Raw genomic sequence first — 17,677 nt, 5'->3', positions numbered from 1 at the left:
CGGGGCCGGGCCGGGCCGCCGTCGGGCGGCCCGGCCGGTGGCGCGGGCGGTCAGTAGCGGACGGGCAGGGCCGTCAGCGCGCGGTTGAGGAGGGAGGGCTGCCAGGTGTGCTGCTGGTCGAGGAGCTCCAGCCCCGGGTACTCGCGGACGAGTACGTCGACCACCGCGCCCGCCACCAGCCGGGCGAAGGCCGCCCCGATGCAGAAGTGCGCGCCGAAGCCGAACCCGAGGTGAGAGGCGCTGCCGCGCCGGACGTTGAACTCGTCCGGGTCGGGGAAGCGGGCCGGGTCGCGGTTGGCGGCCGCCGTGACCAGGAACAGCCGGTCCTCGGCGCGGACGGAGCGCCCGTCGAGGTCGAAGTCCCGGGCGGCGGTGCGGATCGACATCTTCGACGGGCCGTCGAAGCGCATGGCCTCCTCGACCGCCATCGGCACCAGGGCCGGGTCCTCCCGTACGGCGGCCATCTGCTCGGGGTGCTCCAGCAGGGCGAGCACGGCGTTGACGATGAGGTTGCTGGTGGTCTCGCCGCCGGCGAAGGCCATCTGCGTCAGCATCCCGACGAACTCCTCCTCGCTGACCGACTTCCCGATCTGGCCGCCCGCCAGCACGGCGCTGATCAGGTCGTCCTTGGGGTCGGCGCGGCGCTGTTTCACCAGGTCGGCGAGGTAGTCGTCCAGGTTGACCAGGGACTGGAGCGAGGTGCGGTACTCGCGCTCCTCCTGGGCGGCCCCGAGGACGAGGTCGCCCACCCGGGCGTTCCAGTACCAGAAGGACGGGCCGTGCGCCTGGGGGACACCCAGCCAGCGGGCGAAGACGAGGGCGGGCAGCGGGCGGGCGATGTCGGCGACCAGGTCCCCGATCCGGCCGGGGACGGCCCGCCGGGTGAGCATGGCGCGGGTGGCGCGCTCGACGAAGGCCCGGTAGCGGCCGATCGAGCGGGCCGCGAACTGCTCCTGGAACACCTGGCGCAGCCTCCGGTGCTGCGGGGCGTCGTTGAACACCATCCAGCGGGACAGGATCCCGAAGGCCCGCTCGGCGTCCTCGCGGGCGCCCTCCGGCACGGCGTCCATCAGCGGGCGCACCCGCTCGGCGGAGACGGCGGGGGCGCGCAGGCAGTGCATCAGCTGGGCGTGCCCGGTGACGAGCCAGGCCCGGTGCATGGCGGACCAGTGGACGGGGTCGTGGTCGCGCAGGGAGTTGAGGTACCCGTACGGGTCCGCGTTGACGGCGGGGTCGAGGAGGTAGCGCTCGGTGAAGGGGGCCGCGGGGGCCGCCGGCGTGATCTGCGGGGCGGCGAGCGGGGCGGCCGGCGGGGCGGTCCGCCCGGTGACCGGGCACACCAGGGGGGACATGTCCGCGATCGTGGTCGTGTCGGTGTTCGTGTTCGTGTTCGTGGTCAGGACGGTCATCGGCGTGCCTCCGACTGGATCCGGCCGAGCACAGCAGCGGTCTTGTGCATCAGCCGTTCGGACATCATGGACATGTGGTCGCCTTCGGTGACGTGGACGGTCAGCCCGCCGAGCGCGATCTCGCGCCAGCGCTCGACGTACGTGCGGAAGTCCACGTCCAGCCCGGGCATCGGTTCGCCGTCGGGCAGTTCCGCGGCCGCGCTGCCCACCAGGAGGTGGACGTGGCCGGGGTAGGGGCGCAGGACGTAGTCGGACAGGGCGGTCAGCAGCGAGTGCCAGACCTCGATGGGGGCCTGTTCGACCAGGGCCGCCTCGCCGGGGCTCATGCCGGCCCCCAGCAGCAGGGCGGTGAGCTCGGCCACGGCCGCCTCCCGCTCCGGGGAGGGCGCCAGCGTACGGACGCGGTCGCGCATCCGCAGCCCCCGCTCCATGTCCCGGCCGACCGCCGCGAGGCGTTCGCTGGCCGCCGGGTGGGGCAGGTGCGGCTCGATCAGCGTCAGCGGTGCGACGGTGTGACCGGCCTCGTGCAGCTGGGTGGCCATCTCCAGGGCGATGTTGGCGCCCATGGACCAGCCCAGCAGGTCGTGCGGGCCGTGCCCGCCGTGGGCCGCGATCTCGGCGGCGTAGTTGGCCGCGATCCCGGCGATCGTGGTCGGGTCCACCCCGCCGAGCAGGCCGCGGGCCTGGAAGGCCCGGACCGGCTGTCCGGGCGCAAGGGCCCGGGCGAGCGGCACGTACCAGGCGCCGCTGCCGCCGCTGGGGTGGACGCACCACAGGGGGGCGCCGTCGCCCTCGCGCAGGCGGACCTCCGAGGTGACGGCCTTCGCGCCGGAAGGAGCCTGCGCGGCCCCGGCGCCGGCGTCGGCCGCCTGCGCCGCCGCCTCCGTGGCGCGGGCGGCGAGCCGGGCGATCGTGGGCAGTTCGAGCAGGTCCCGTACGGAGACGCTCAGGCCGCGGGCGGCCGCCTGCGCGGCGACCCGGACGGTGGAGAGCGAACTGCCGCCGAGGGCGAAGAAGTCGTCGTGGACACCGACCTGTTCGATGCCGAGGACGGTGCGCCACACCTCGGCGAGCGCGATCTCGGCCGGTGTGCCCGGCGCGACGTAGTCGGTGGCGCTGCCCAGCCGGTCGGCCGCGGGCAGCGGCAGGGCCTTCTTGTCGACCTTGCCGCTGCTGTTGACGGGCATCGCGTCGAGGAAGACGAACCGCGCGGGGACCATGTACGCGGGCACCTTGGCCCGCAGCGCCCGGCGGAAGGGCTCGACGACGGGCTCCACTCCCTCCTCGGGCACCACGTACGCCACCAGTGCCGGTTCCGGCAGGTCCCGCCGCAGCAGGACCACCGCCTGCTGCACCTCGGGCAGTTCCCGCAGCCCGTGCTCGATCTCGCCGAGCTCGATGCGGAACCCGCGCAGCTTCACCTGGCTGTCGCGGCGGCCGAGGACCTCCACGGCTCCGTCGGGCAGCTGGACGCCGATGTCCCCGGTGCGGCACAGCCGGCCGCCGGGGGCGCCGTACGGGTCGGGGACGAACGCGGCGGCGGTCAGGTCGGGGCGGTTCACGTAGCCCCGGCCGATGGCCCGCCCGCCGAGGTAGACCTCGCCCTGCACCCCGACGGGAAGCGGCTGGAGGTCCTCGTCGAGCACGTAGACCTGGGTGTTGCGCATCGGCCAGCCGATCGGCGGGCGCTTGCAGTCGGGCTTGAGGAGGGTGGAGACGGACCACACGGCCGTCTCGGTGAGCCCGTAGACGTTGTAGAACCGCCGTCCGCGCGCCCACTTCTGGGCCAGTTCGGCCGGGCAGGCCTCGCCGGCCACCTGGAGGGTCCGCAGGGCGGGGAAGCGGTCCTCGCCGAGGGCCGCCAGGGCGCTCGGAGCCAGCATCGCGACGGTGATCCCGTAGTCGAGCAGGGTGTCGGCGAGGTCGGCGCCGGCGCGCAGCGCCTCCCGGGGCGGTGTGCACAGCTGGGCGCCGTTCGCCAGGGCCCAGGTCAGGTCCATGATGGAGACGTCGAAGCTGAGGGAGGCGAACTGGAGCACCCGGTCGGCGGGGGTCACGGGGAACAGGTCGCGCTGTCCCTCCAGCATGTTGGTCAGGCTGCGGTGCTGGATGGTGACGCCCTTGGGCGTGCCCGTGGAGCCCGAGGTGTAGAGGATGTAGGCCGCGTTGTCCGCCGTGACGGCGGGGGCCGGGGCCGGGACCGGGACCTCTGCGGGCGCCGCCCAGGTCGCCGGATCGTCCACGACCAGGGTCGGGCCGTCGAACGGCACCGTCCCCAGCAGCGAGGACTGGGTGATCAGCACCGGCATCCCGCTGTCCTCGACGATGAACTTCAGCCGGTCGGCGGGGTGTTGCGATTCCAGCGGCAGGAACGCGCCGCCCGAGCGGAGCACGCCGAGCACGGCCCGGACCATCTCCGGACCCCGGTCGAGGCAGATGCCGACCGGCACCTCCGGGCCGACCCCGAGGGCCCGCAGCCGGTCGGCCAACTCGCGCACGGAGGCGTCCAGTTCGCCGTACGTGACCTCCTGCCTGCCCTGCCGGACGGCCACCGCGCCGGGCGTGAGCACGGCGTGCTCGGCCACGCACTCGTGGAACATCAGCGAGGTGTTCGGAAGCTCGGGGCCGCGGCCCCACTCCTCCAGCGCCCGCATCCGCGCCTCGCCGGCCAGCGTCGGCGCCGTGACCGCGGCCTCGGGCCGCTCGGTCATCGCCTTCAGCACCCCGCACATCAGGTCGGCGAGCTGCTCGGCGGTGGCCGGGGCCAGGTAGTCCGGGTCGACGTCGAGGGTGAAGGACTCCACGCTCGCGTTGAGCATCAGCGGGAACGCCGTGCGGGCGATCTCCAGCGAGTCGTCCCAGCTGTCCCCCGACAGCCGGTGGAAGTTGACGTAGTTGAAGAGGGTGTCCGCCAGGCTCGGCTCACCCGGCCGCAGCTGCGCGAGGCGGGCCAGCGGCACCCTGCGGTAGGGGAGCATCTCCTGCTCGGCGGCGAACGCCGCCTTCAGGTACTCCAGCCAGCTGCCCCGGGGGCGCCGGACGCCGAACGGAACGGTGTTGAGGAACAGCCCGCGCATCCGGTCCGATCCGGGCACCTCGGGCCGGCCGTTGGTGACCAGGCCGACCGAGTGCCCCCCGGCGGAGCCGTCGCGCTCGGCGAACAGGCTCATGGTGTGGTGGAACGCGGAGAGCAGGACGGTACGGCGGGGCACCCCGGCCAGCCGCGCCAGCCGGCCGATCGGCTCGGCGAGGGCCGCGTACGAGCGGCGCACCTCGTGCACGAACTGCCCTCCGTCGGAGGCCTCCGTACCGCGCCGGGTGAACCGGAGCGGGCTCAGGTCTGCGAGCGCCGTCCGCCAGTATTCCAGGCCCTCCTCGTCGACGAGCGCGGCCCGTTCCAGCGCGACGTACTCGGCGTACGGGGGCGCCGCCGGGAGCTGCGGGGTCCGGCCCTGCGCCACGGCCTGCCGGTGCAGGTCGAGCAGGTCCGCGATCAGCGAGGTCAGGCTCCAGCCGTCGAGCACCACGTGGCAGTCGGTGAGCGTGAGCCGCAGCTCCCGGTCGGTGAGGTGGTGCAGGTGGATGCGGACCAGCGGCGGGGCCGCCAGGTCGAAGCGGCGGGCGAACTCCGCGTCGACGTAGCCCCGTACGGACGCCCACTGCTCCTCGTGCGGCAGAGCGCGCAGATCGCTGTAGCCGACGGGGAGTTCGGCGGCGGCGTGCACCAGCTGGAGCGGCTCGGAGAAGGAGACCAGGTCGATGGAGGACCGCAGGATGCTGTGGCCCCGTACGACGGTGTCCACCGCGGCCCGGAAGGCGGCGAGGTCGAAGCCCTCCGGCACGGTGATCTTGAGGTCGGTGACGTTGTGGTAGGCGCCGCGGCTCGGGTCGGCCAGCATCTCGTGCAGCATGCCGGCCTGGAGCATGGTCAGCGGGTACGCGTCGTCGAGGCCCTGCGGCAGCCGGGCCGCGTCGGCCGGGTCCAGCTGGGAGAAGGGCTCCACGGGCGCGGGGCCGGTGTCCCCGGCGGCCTCCGTCGCCAGGGCGGCGAGATCGCCCAGGGTGCGGGCCCGGAAGAGGTCCGGGACGCTGAGACCCAGTCCCGCGTTGCGGGCCTGCCCGATCACGCGCAGGGCCAGCATCGAGTCGCCGCCCAGGTCGAAGAAGTTCGCCGTACGGCTGATCCGCTCGGCGCCCAGCACGTCCGACCAGATGCGGGCCAGCGCCTCCTCGGCCGGACCGGCCGGCGGGACGTGTCCGGCGGGCGCGGCGGCCCCCTCGACGGCCACCGCCACCAGGGACGTGCGGTCCACCTTGCCGTTGGCGGTGATCGGCAGCCCCGGGTGCCGGACGAACAGCGCGGGCACCATGTACTCGGGCAGCGTCAGGCGCAGCCGGTCGCGCAGGTCCGGCGCGTCCAGCGGCCGGCCCTCGGTCAGTACCACGTGGGCGACCAGGCGGGCCCCGCCGTGCGCGTCGGGCCGGGCCACCACCGCCGCGTCCCGTACGCCGGGCAGGGCGCGCAGCGCGGTCTCGATCTCGCCGGGCTCGATGCGGAAGCCGCGGATCTTCACCTGGTGGTCGGCCCGCCCGGCGTACGCCAACTGCCCGTCGGGCAGCACCCGTACCAGGTCGCCGGTGCGGTACATGCGGGTCCCGGCCGGACCGAACGGGTCGAGGGGGAAACGCTCGGCGGACAGCTCCGGCCGGTTGCGGTAGCCGCGGGCGACGCCGCCGCCGGCCACGTACAGCTCTCCCACCGTGCCGTGCGGCACCAGGCGGCCCGCCCGGTCCAGGACGTATCCGTGCTGGCCGGCCAGGGGGCGGCCGATCGGCGAGGACACGGGGGAGACCGTGTCCTCCTCGGTGATCAGCCGGTACGTGACGTGCACGGTGGTCTCGGTGATCCCGTACATGTTCACCAGCGCGGGACGCCCGCCCTCGGGCACGGCGAACCAGTCGCGGTAGTCGCGGGCGTCGAAGGCGTCACCGCCGAAGACCACCGTGCGCAGCGCGAGGGCGCCGAACTCCTCGCCCTGCTGGGCCAGATGGGCCCGCAACCCCTTGAAGGCGGCCGGGGTCTGGTTGAGCACGGTCACGCGCTCGTCGCGCAGGACGGCGTGGACGGCGGCGGGGTCCCGCACCTCGTCCTCGGTCAGCACCACCACCCGGCCGCCGGAGGTCAGCGGGGCCCACAGCTCCCAGACGGAGAAGTCGAACGCGGGGGAGTGCAGGAGCGTCCACACGTCGTCGGCGCCGAAGTCGAAGTGGCGGTCGGCGGCGCCGAGCAGCCAGGCCAGGTTGGAGTGGGTGATCTCGACGCCCTTGGGCTGCCCGGTCGATCCGGAGGTGTAGATGACGTACGCGAGGTCCCGCGCTCCGGGCAGCACGCCGCAGTGCAGGTCCTCGGTCTCGTCGGAGGTGTCGTCGCCCGGGCCTTCGGCGGCGTCCTCCAGCGGGATCAGGCCCACCGGCAGCCCCTCCACCGCGGCGCGGCCGACGGCGTCGGCGACCACCCACTCCACCCCGGCGTCACCGACCGTGAACTCCCGCCGGGCCCGCGGGTGGGCGGGGTCCAGCGGCAGGTACGCCGCGCCCGCCCGCCAGACGCCGAGCAGCGCGACGGCCAGGTCGACCGAGCGGCCCAGGCAGACGCCGACCAGGGACTCCGGGCCGATGCCCGCGGCCCGCAGCCGCCGGGCCAGGTCCAGCGAGGCCGCGTCGAGTTCGGCGTACGTCAGGCTGCGGCCGCCACCGGAGACGGCCACGGCGGTGGGGGCCAGCCGGATCCGCTCGGCCAGGCGCTCCATCGCGAGCCGCGGGGCCGGCTCGGGTGCGGCGCCCGCCGGCGGGCGGTTCGCCGGGCCGTCGGGGCCGAGCAGAGCGGCCCGCTCCCGCGCGGTGAGCAGGTCGGCCATGCCGAGCGGCACGTCCGGGGCCTCGGCGAAGGCCCGCAGCACCGCGATGGTGTGCTCGGCCAGCCGGGCCACCGACGCCGCGTCGAACAGGTCGGGGCGGTAGACGAACTGCAGGCGGATGCGGTCCGCGTCCTCGCTGACGTCCAGCGTCAGGTCGAACTTCGCGGTGGTGAGGTCGATGGGGAAGGCCGTGCCCCGCGCCCCGCCGAGGGCGTACCCACCCTGCCGTGCGGCGGCGGAGTGCGAGAACAGCACCTGGAAGAGGGGGTTGCGCGACAGGTCCCGCTCGGGGCTCAGCTCGTCGACGACCCGCTCGAACGGCAGGCTCTGGTGGGACAGGGCGCCCAGGACGCTCTCCCGGGTCCGGGCGAGGAGCTGCGCCGAGGTCGGGTCGCCCGACAGGTCGGTGCGGATCACCAGGGTGTTCACGAAGAACCCGACCAGCTGCTCGATCTCGGGGCGCTCCCGGTTGGCGACGACGGTGCCGATCGCGATGTCGTCCTGGCCGCTGTGGAAGGCGAGCGCCGCCTGGAAGGCCGCCATCAGGGTCATGTACGAGGTGGTGTCGGCCCGGCGGCCGAGCTCGGCCAGGGCCGCCGTCAGCGCCCGGGGGAGTTCGACCGCGTGCACGGCGCCGGCGGAGGTGCGCACGGCGGGCCGGGGGTGGTCGGTGGGCAGTTCGAGCGGGGTCAGGCCGGCCAGCGCCGTACGCCAGTAGTCCAGGTCCGCGCTCTCGTCGGCGCCGCGCTGCCAGTGCGCGTAGTCGGTGTAGTCGACCGGCGCCTGGGCGGGTTGCGGGGACCGGCCCTGGCATCTGGCGCGGTAGCAGGCGCTCAGGTCGCCGGTCAGGATGTCCAGCGACCAGCCGTCCGAGACGATGTGGTGCATGGCCAGGACGAGTACGTGGTCCTCGGCGGCGATCCGCAGCAGGGTGGCCCGGAACGGGGGCGCGGCGGCCAGGTCGAAGGGGCGCAGCGCCACCTCCCGTACGGCCTCGGCGATCGCCTCGGGGCCGCCTTCGCGGACCGCCGGGGGCAGGTCGACCACGTCGAGGCCGGCCGCGGCGTCGGCGGGGAGCACCTGCTGGGCGGGCACCCCGTCCTCGTGGGAGAAGACCACCCGCAGCTGCTCGTGGCGGGCGACGAGGTCCCCGATCGCGGCGCTCAGCGCGGCCGTCTCCAGGGGGCCGGTGAACCGCCAGGCGGCGGGCATCAGGTACTCGACGCCGCCGGGGTCGAGCTGGTCGAGGAAGTACAGGCGCTGCTGAGCGGCGGACAGGGGGGACCGCGCGGGGCGCGGGTCGAGGCGGGGGATCCCCGCGGGCGCGGCGGCGGCCTTGCCGCGCAGGCGCATTTCGAGGAGCCGGCGGGCCGCCGGGGAGAGACCGCCGGGCGTCGTGGAAGCGGTGGTGGAGGGTTCGACCTGTGCAGTGGTCATCGCAAGTGCCGTCCTAATCAAGGCTGGGATCGGGGCTCGGATCGCTGCGGCGATCAGAAGTCGGAGGTCAGGGACAGGTCGATCTCGTCGTCGCTCATCGAGGAGATCTGGTCGATGAGCTGTCGTTCCACTTCGATGGCGAGCAGTTCGACCGTCGGGTGGTCGAACAGGTCGCGCACCTGGATCGGGCAGTCGAAGGCGGTGCGCAGGCGGGACGCGGCCGCCACGGCGCGCAGCGAGTGGCCGCCGAGGGCGAAGAAGTCCTCCCGGATCCCGACCTCGGGCAGGCCCAGGACCTCGGCCCAGATCTGGGCCGTCACCACCTCGGTCGGGGTGCGCGGGGCCACGGACGCGGCCGGCGCGGGCAGCTGCGGATCGGGCAGGGCGGCGGTGTCCACCTTGCCCTGCACGGTCCGGGGCAGGGCGTCGAGCAGGACGAACGCGGCGGGCACCATGTAGCCGGGCAGCTGGGTCCGGCACCAGGCGGCCAGCGCCTCGGCGTCCGGGCCCCCGTCCTGGCCGGCCGCGTAGCCGACGAGGGCGCGCTCGCCCCGCAGTTCCCGGACCAGGACGGTCGCGGCGTGCACGTCCGGGTGCTGTTCCAGGACGGCCGCGATCTCGGCCGGCTCGATGCGGAAGCCGCGGATCTTGACCTGGTCGTCGGTGCGGCCGAGGAACTCCAGGTCCCCGGTGGGCAGTCGGCGGACCAGGTCGCCGGTGCGGTAGAGCCGTCCGCCGTCCTCCCCGAACGGGTCGGGTACGAACTTCTGCGCGGTCAGGGCCGGTTGGCCGAGGTAGCCGCGCGCCAGCTCCGGGCCGCCGATCAGCAGCTCGCCCGGTACCCCGACGGGGACCAGCTGGTCGAGCGCGTCCACCACGTACGCCCGGCGGGAGCCCAGCGGCCGGCCGATCGCCACCCGGCCCTCGACCGGCACGGTGACGGTGTGGGCGGTGGCCGAGATGACGGCCTCGGTCGGGCCGTACGTGTTGACGACGGGCACGTCGGGCAGGTGGGCGAACCACCGGGCCAGCGGCGCCGAGGGCAGCGCCTCGCCGCCGGTGACCAGCAGCCGCAGGCCCTTGAGGTCCCCGGCGACGGTGTCGAGTCGGGCGACGATCTCCTCCCAGTAGGCGGGGGTGGCTTCCATGACCGTGACGTCCCGGGTGCGGACGGCCTCGGCGAGCTCCTCCACCGACCACACCTCGTCGGGCCGGACCACGACCGAGGCTCCCGCGCCGAGGGCCGGCAGCACCTGCTCCAGCGAGGCGTCGAAGGAGAAGGAGGCGAAGGCGAGGACGCGGTCGTCGGCGGTGATGCCGAACAGTTCGCGGGCCGCGGCGGTGTGCGCGCCCAGCGCGTGGTGCTCCACGCCGACGGCCTTGGGGCGCCCGGTGGAGCCCGAGGTGAAGATGACGTACGCGAGGTCCTCGGGAGCGGGGGTGTGGTGCGGTGCGTCCGGGTCGGGCGCGACGGCGTCGACGGGGACGGTCCGCGGTCCGAGGGCGGCGGTCAGCGCGTGGGTCGAGGCGTCGCTGAACACGCTGTGCACGCCCGCCTCGGCGCACATGAACCGCAGCCGGTCCTCGGGCAGCCGGGGGTCGAGCGGTACGTAGACCCCGCCCGCCCGCCAGATCGCGGCCATCGCGGCGACCGAGCGGATGCCCCGGCGCAGGCACACGCCGACCGGGGTGCCCGGCCGTACCCCGGAGGCGGCGAGCGCCCGGGCCAGCCCGCCGGTCAGCCCGTCCAGTTCGCCGTACGTCAGGCTCTCGTCCCCGCAGAGCAGCGCCACGGCGTCCGGCGCGCCCGCCACGGCGAACGGCGCCGCCACCGGGCTGGCCGCCGCGGAGCCCGCCGCCCCGGCCAGCTCGGCGTACTCGGAGGCGGACAGCAGCTCCAGCCGCCCCACGGCCCGCTCCGGATCGGCCACCACCGACTCCAGCACCCGGCCCACGTGCCCGGCGAACCGGGTGACCGTCGCGGCGTCGAAGAGGTCGCTCGCGTACTCCACGTTCAGCGCGAAGCGGTCCGGGTACAGCAGGAAGGTGGCGGTCAGATCGAACTTGGCCGAACCCCACGGCAGGACGAAGTGCTCCACGTCGAGGCCCTCGACCCGGGGCCCGGCCGCCGCGCTCTCCTGCACGTCGAACATCACCTGGAACAGGGGGTTGCGGGACGGGTCCCGCTCCGGCCGCAGCTGCTCCACCAGCCGCTCGAACGGCACCTCCTGATGGTCGAAGGCTCCGAGCACCGACTCCCGGACCCGGCCCAGGAACTCCGTGAAGGAGGGCTCTCCGGACAGGTCCCCGCGCAGCACCACCGTGTTCACCAGCAGCCCCACCAGCCGCTCCAGCTCCAGCTGTCCGCGGCCCGCGACCGGGGTGCCCACCGCCACGTCCCGCTGCCCCGACCAGCGGCCCAGCACGATCTGCACCACGGCCAGCAGCACCGTGAACCGGGTCACCCCGTGCTGCCGGGCCAGCTCGCCGAGCGCGGCCTCCAGCTCCTTCGGCAGGTCGATCTCGACCGCGCCGCCCCGGCCCGACCAGCCCGCCGGGCGCGGCCGGTCCGTCGGCAGCTCCAGTACGGGCACGCCGGCCAGGGCCTCCTCCCAGTACGCCAGCTGCCGCTCCAGCACCTCGCCGGCCATCCGGTCGCGCTGCCAGACCGCGAAGTCCCCGTACTGGATCGGAACGGGCGGCAGCTCGGCCGGGCGCCCGGCCACGCGGGCGGCGTACGACGCGGCCAGCTCGCCGATGATCACGTCCTTGGACCAGCCGTCGGTCGCCGCGTGGTGGAAGGCGATGACGGACACGTGGTCCTCGGGGTCCAGCTCCCACACCCCCGCCCGCAGCAGCGGCGGCCCGGCCAGGTCGAAGCGGCGGGTGGCGTACGGGACGGCCACCGCGCGCAGCCGCTCCAGCCGTACGGCCTCGTCGTCCCCGGGCGGGGCCGACTGCCACACCAGCGGTACCCGGACCCCGTCGACGACCCGCTGCGCGGGCCGGCCGTCCACCTCGACCAGGGCGGTGCGCAGCGCCTCGTGCCGGGCCACCACCTCGTTGAGGGCGCCCTGCCAGGCGTCGCGGTCGAGCCCGCCGCGCATCCGCCACGAGAACCAGAGCACGTACTCGTCGCCGACGTCGGACATGCGGTCCAGGAACCACATCCGCTCCTGCGCGAAGGACAGCGGCAGCGGTCCCGAGCGGTCCACCGGGACCACGGTGGCGGCGCCCGCCTGCCGGGCCGCGGCCACCAGCGGGCCGAACTCGCGGATGCGGGGGTTCTCGAACAGGGTGCGCAGCTCGACTTCGCGGCCCAGCCGCTCCGCGATGCGGGAGACGGCCATGGTGGCGAGCAGGGAGTGGCCGCCCAGGTCGAAGAACCCGTCGTCGATGCCGACCCGGTCGACGCCCAGGACCTCCGCCCAGATGCCGGCGACCACCTGCTCGGTGGCGTCGCGCGGCGCGATGAACTCGGCGCCGCCCGCGGCCGCCCGGTCCCGCTCCGCCCGCTCCCCGTCCGGCCGGGCGGCGGGCAGCGCGGCCCGGTCGAGCTTGCCGGAGGCGTTCACGGGCAGCGCGTCGAGGGCCACGAAGTCCGCGGGCACGGCGTAGTGCGGCAGCCGGCCGGCGCAGAAGGAGCGCAGTGCGGCGGGCTCCAGCGGGCCGTCGGGGCCGGCCACCACGTAGCCGGTCAGGCTCTTGCCGCCCTGGGCGTCCGCGCCGACGGCGACCGCGGCGGCCGCCACTCCGGGGCACTCGCCGAGGGCCGCCTCCACCTCGCCGAGTTCGATGCGGAAGCCGCGGATCTTGACCTGGTCGTCGGTGCGGCCGAGGAACTCCAGTTCCCCGGTGGGCAGTCGGCGGACCAGGTCGCCGGTCCGGTAGAGCCGTCCGCCGTCCTCCCCGAACGGGTCGGGTACGAACTTCTGCGCGGTCAGGGCCGGTTGGCCGAGGTAGCCGCGGGCCAGCTCCGGGCCGCCGATCAGCAGCTCGCCGCTCTCGCCGTCCGGTACGAGCTCGTCGTGCGCGTCCACCACGTACACCCGGCGGGAGCCCAGCGGCCGCCCGATCGGCACCCGGCCGGGGTCGGCCTCCCCGGCCGCGCCGATCTCGTGGGTGGTGGCGGTGACGGTGGCCTCGGTCGGCCCGTACGCGTTGAGCACCCGTACGTGCGGCGCCCGCGCCCGCCAGGCGGCCAGCGCCGCGGCCGGGACGGACTCCCCGCCGAGGACCAGCAGGCGCAGCGGAGCGAGGGAGGCGGCGGTGCGGTCGGTGAGCGAGAAGGCCAGCTCGGCCCAGTACGTCGGCGGCAGGTTCAGCATGGTGATCCCGTACCGCTCGACCACCAGGGGGATCTGCGCGGGCAGCCACTGCTCGTCCGGCCGGACCACCAGGGTGGCCCCGCACCCGAGCGCGGTCAGCAGCTGGTCCAGCGAGGCGTCGAACGAGAAGGACGAGAAGGCCAGCACCCGGTCCCGGGCCGTGATCCCGAACTCCTCGCGGGCGGCGGCGACATGCGCGTCGATCGCCCCGTGCTCGATGCCGACGGCCTTCGGGCGGCCGGTGGAACCCGAGGTGAAGATGACGTACGCGAGGTCCCGCGGGTCGGGGGCGTGGTGCGGGGCGCCCGCATCGGATCCGGCGTCCTCCACCCGCAGCACCCGCGGGCCGAGCGCGCCGGCCAGGTCCGCGGTCGCGGCGTCGGCGAGGACGCAGTGCAGCCCGGCCTCCTCGGCCATGAACCGCAGCCGCTCCTCGGGGAGCGCCGGGTCCAGCGGTACGTAGACCCCGCCGGCCCGCCAGATCGCGGTCATCGCGACCACGGACCCGGTCCCGCGCTTCACGCACACGCCGACCGGGGTCCCCGGGCCGGCGCCCGCCGCGCGCAGGGCGGTGGCCAGACCGCCGCCGAGGGCGTCCAGCTCGCGGTAGCGCAGGATCTTCTCCCCGCACACCAGGGCCACCGCGTTCGGCTCGCCCGCCACGGCGAACGGAGCCGCGGCCGGTGCGGGGCGACCCGAGCCCGCCATCCCGACCAGGCGGGCCCGCTCCTTGCCGGGCAACGGCTCCAGGCGCCCGGCGAGTGCGGCCACCGGGGTCTGCGGCGCGGCCGTCACCGCGCGCAGCAGCTCCACGTACCCCTCGGCGAAGCGGACCATCGTGCTCCGGTCGAACAGGGCGGTGGAGAACTGGAGCCGCGCCGCGATGTCGCCGTTGGCGCGCAGGCTCAGGTCGAGGAACACGTCCAGCGGGGTGCCCGTCAGCGGGGTCCGCACCAGGCCGACGTCCAGATCGTCCAGACGGGCCGCCGACGGGACGGTGTTCAGCAGGGTGAAGGAGGCCTGCGCCAGCGGGTGGCGGGACAGGTCGCGTTCGGTGACCACCTCGCCGACCACCCGGTCGAACGGCGCCTCGGAGTGCGAGAAGTCCCGCAGGGCCCCCGACCGGACCCGGCCCAGCAGGTCGGCGAAGGTCGGATCGCCGGACAGGTCGGTGCGCAGCACGATCGTGTTCACGAACGGGCCGATCAGAGCGGCCACTTCGGCGCGCCCGCGGTCCGCCAGGGTGGTGCACACGGCGATGTCGGAGCGCCCGGAGTACCGGCCCAGCAGCGCCTGGTACACCGCGAGGAGCAGCATGTAGCGGGTCGCGCGCTGCTCGCGGGCCACCCGGTCCACCTCGGCGACCAGCTCGGCCGGCAGCTCGAAGCGGACCACGTCACCGGAGCCGTCCCAGAACGCCGGCCGCGGCCGGTCGGCGGGCAGCGCGAGCGGGGCGACCCCGGCCAGCCGCTCCCGCCAGTACCCGAGCAGCCGCTCCATCCGCGGCCCGCTCAGGCGCCCGGCCTCGGTCCGGGCGACGTCGGTGTACTGCAGCGGCGGCGCGTCCACGGCCTCGCCCCGGTAGCCGGCGTCCAGTTCGCGCAGCAGCACGTCCCAGGACCAGCCGTCCACCGCGATGTGGTGGACCACCAGGAGCAGCACGTGCTCGTCGGGTCCGATGCGGGCGAGGGTGGCCCGCAGCGGGTGCTCCTTCGCCAGGTCCAGCGGGCGAGCCAGCTCCCGGTCGAACAGCTCCTCGGTGCTGCCCGCCTCGGTCCGCGCCAGCCGGGTGCGGCCCGCCGGGTCCACCACGGGTACGGGCTCCCCGTCGACGGCCGTGAACCGGGTGCGCAGCACCTCGTGCCGGTCCACGACGCCGGCCAGCGAGCGCTCCAGGGCCGGCACGTCGAGGGCGCCGCGGATGCGCAGGGCCAGCGGGAGCAGGGACTCGGCGGAGCCTCCGGTGAGCTGGTCGAGGAACCACAGCCTCCGCTGCGCGAACGACACTCCGTCACCGTCACGTACGACGTCGCCGGCTTCGCTGCCGTGCCTCGCCGGTCCGCCGTGCGCTGCGACAACCTTCACTGTGGGCCTCCAAGCGGTGTTTTCCTCAACACTGCTGTCTGCGGAGATCCGTCAGTAGGGAAGAAGACGCAGCCGCGCACGCAGCCGCCGGGGGGTAGAACGCGCAACGGCGGCCCCGCACGGCCTGTTGCTCTGCCGTGCGCGCCGCCGGTACGCGTCGCTCCGTATGGGGGGCGTGCCGTTGGGTACGCCGCTGCGGTCAGCCCTCGTCCACCGCCACGAAGCGCAGCTCGGAGGTGTACGCCTCGCCCCGGTCGTCGGTCAGCCAGGCCTGTTCGGGGCTCGGCAGCATCTCGGTGAACACGGCCCGGCCCTCGGGCTCCTTGCGGGCCATCCTGCGGACCGCCTTGGCGAGGATGTTGACGTACACCGGGCTGTCGAAGTCCACGTAGAACGGCCGGGTCTCGGTCGGCAGCACGACGAACACGAACCGCGGCAGTTCGCGCCGCTCCCGCCACTGCCGGGCCCGTACGAACCGGCGGGCCTCGTCCTTCTCCTCGGCGAAGTCCATGTCGGGCGGCGGCAGCCGCCAGGTCTCACGGGCCACCACCAGCCGGTCCACGGTGACCCGGGGGGAGTGCTCGGCCCCGTCGGGCAGGATCTGGAACAGGTCCATCGCCAGGGTGGTCAGGACGTGCGAGAACACGTCCACCGCGGGGAACTCGGACCCGTCGGGCAGCACCACCGCCAGCTCGCCGTCGGCCCGCTCGGTCACCGCCACGTCGGCGCTGAGCACCGTACGGGGCCGCCCCGGGTCGGCGGTGAAGTCGACGAGGGCGACGTAGTAGTCCTCGGGGCGGACCAGGACCTGCCGGGTCCGCGCGGAGAGCCGGGAGCGGTGCTCCTTGGGCAGGAGCGGCATCAGCCGGGGACCGGGATGGTCGCGGCCGGTCAGCCCGAGCAGCTCCTCGGCGTCCGGGTGCTGGTTGACGAACAGCGAGGAGCCCAAGGTGTTGGCGGCGACGTGGAGTTCACCGAGGACCAGCTCGAAGTCGCCCCGCTCCACGGCCCGTTCCCCGGAGGCGGCGATCATGATGTCGGGGCTGAGGTAGCGGGCGGCGGTCCAGCCGCCGCCCGGTCCGCCGAACTGCTCGGCGACGGGCCCCGCGACGGCCTCCAGCGGCAGCCTGACCCGGCGGGTGCCCGGCGGCGGCGCCAGGATCGTGTCCCAGCGCCTGCGGAACTCCTGCTGGAGCTCGGCGGACTCGGCGCGGGCGGCCCCGTGCAGGATCGGCATGCAGGCGAACCAGAACGCGGCCAGGTCGACCGGGCCCTGCCCGGCCAGCCGCCGGTACACCTCCCGCGCCCGGGCCATCACGGCGTCGGCGAGCCGCGCGGTGAGCCAGCCGGCACTGGTCAGCAGCGGATCCAGCGGGGCCAGGGCCTCGTGCACGGTCCGCCCGAGGGCGGCGGTCGCCGCCCGCCGGCAGTCGGAGTACACCAGGGCCCGGCAGGGAGCCGTACCGGCCGCCTTCTCGCGTACGGCGGCGGTCTCGGTCAGCGCGACGAACTCGCCCTCCAGCTCCGTCAGCGCGGCCACCAGGGCCTCGGGCCCGTCCGCCGCGCCCACCCGGTCCCGGCCCCGCTCCAGCGCGTCCAGGGCGGCCAGGGCGGGCTCGCGCAGCCCCGCGTCCCCGACCCGGTCCAGCCAGGCCCGCAGATGCCGCTCGGGCCGGGCGTCGGCGGGCACCTCCAGCTTCCACACCACCCACCGGCGGGCGACCAGGTCGGCCAGGACGGCGGACACGTCCACCCCGGGCAGCGCGGCCCGGATCTCCCGCGCGGGTCGAACGCCGTCGCAGAGCGCGAGCACCGCCCGGCCCTCCTCGCCGAGGGCCTGGCGCGGCCGGCCCGGCACCGTCACCTCCGTCCCGGACTGGCGGACGAACGGCACGCGCCGGGGCGCCACCCACTCCCGTACCGCCGGATCGCCGTCGATCCGGGCGGCGAGGGCGTCGATGGCCCAGCTGGCGAAGTACACCTCCGATCCGGCGATCAGGCCGGTGCCGGGGTCGACGCGGACGCCGTCCGCCGCGTCCGCGGAGAGGTCCCAGCGGCCCCAGCCGACGGGCCCGAAGAACCCGATGGTGTCGTTCTTGACGCAGAAACGCTGCCAGTAGTGGGCCACCAGCTCCTCGCGCTGGCGGGGCATGCTGGTCCGGCCCGCCGCGGTCGGGGTCCAGTTCAGGAAGGGCGTGATCCCGGAGGCGAGCACCGGACGGTTCTGCCAGGCCACCGCCTCCCGGAAGGCGGGCATCCGGGCGATCTCCTGGAGCGTGTGCGCCGTCTCCACCTGGGCTTCGGCGAACAGGGCGGTGAACTCCCCCCACCGCTCACCGGCCAGGGCGGCCGGGCCCTCGCCGGGATCGAACTTGTCGGCGGCCGCGGCCAGCCCGTCCGGCGCCAGCCGCAGCACGCCCCTGGCCGGAAAACCCGCCCCGCGCAGGGCGAACTGCTCCCACAGCCGCCAGCGGCCGCCGGGTACGTAGGTGTCCGTCAT

4 protein-coding genes are annotated in these 17,677 nt (G+C 75.1%); all 4 read right to left on the bottom strand.

What is annotated here, in order from left to right; translation table 11 throughout:
- Positions 1 to 50: 50 nt before the first annotated feature.
- Positions 51 to 1,409, bottom strand: a complete 1,359-nt coding sequence (locus ADK52_RS17070; RefSeq protein WP_234343903.1) for a cytochrome P450 — start codon at positions 1,407 to 1,409, stop codon at positions 51 to 53.
- A complete protein-coding gene (locus tag ADK52_RS17065) occupies positions 1,406 to 8,764 on the bottom strand; it encodes a non-ribosomal peptide synthetase (RefSeq protein WP_053690671.1) in 7,359 nt (2,452 codons plus the stop codon). The genes ADK52_RS17070 and ADK52_RS17065 overlap by 4 nt, the downstream gene beginning before the upstream one ends.
- Positions 8,765 to 8,817: 53 nt before the next feature.
- Positions 8,818 to 15,177 (bottom strand): non-ribosomal peptide synthetase, encoded by a 6,360-nt coding sequence (locus ADK52_RS17060; protein WP_234343902.1) that lies wholly within the window; start codon positions 15,175 to 15,177, stop codon positions 8,818 to 8,820.
- Positions 15,178 to 15,376: 199 nt separating this feature from the next.
- The gene (locus ADK52_RS17055) at positions 15,377 to 17,677 is read right to left on the bottom strand and encodes a lantibiotic dehydratase (RefSeq protein ID WP_053690670.1); all 2,301 of its coding nucleotides are present in this window, start codon (positions 17,675 to 17,677) and stop codon (positions 15,377 to 15,379) included.

This window comes from Streptomyces sp. WM6372, assembly GCF_001279655.1.
GTDB lineage: Bacteria > Actinomycetota > Actinomycetes > Streptomycetales > Streptomycetaceae > Streptomyces.
This window is presented reverse-complemented; position numbering and strand designations above follow the sequence as displayed.

What these genes read in the sequence shown, in the direction of transcription:
- ADK52_RS17055 (WP_053690670.1), bottom strand. Translation starts at nt 17,677, where the DNA reads ATGACGGACACCTACGTACCCGGCGGCCGCTGGCGGCTGTGGGAGCAG.
- ADK52_RS17070 (WP_234343903.1), bottom strand. Translation starts at nt 1,409, where the DNA reads ATGACCGTCCTGACCACGAACACGAACACGAACACCGACACGACCACG.
- ADK52_RS17065 (WP_053690671.1), bottom strand. Translation starts at nt 8,764, where the DNA reads ATGACCACTGCACAGGTCGAACCCTCCACCACCGCTTCCACGACGCCC.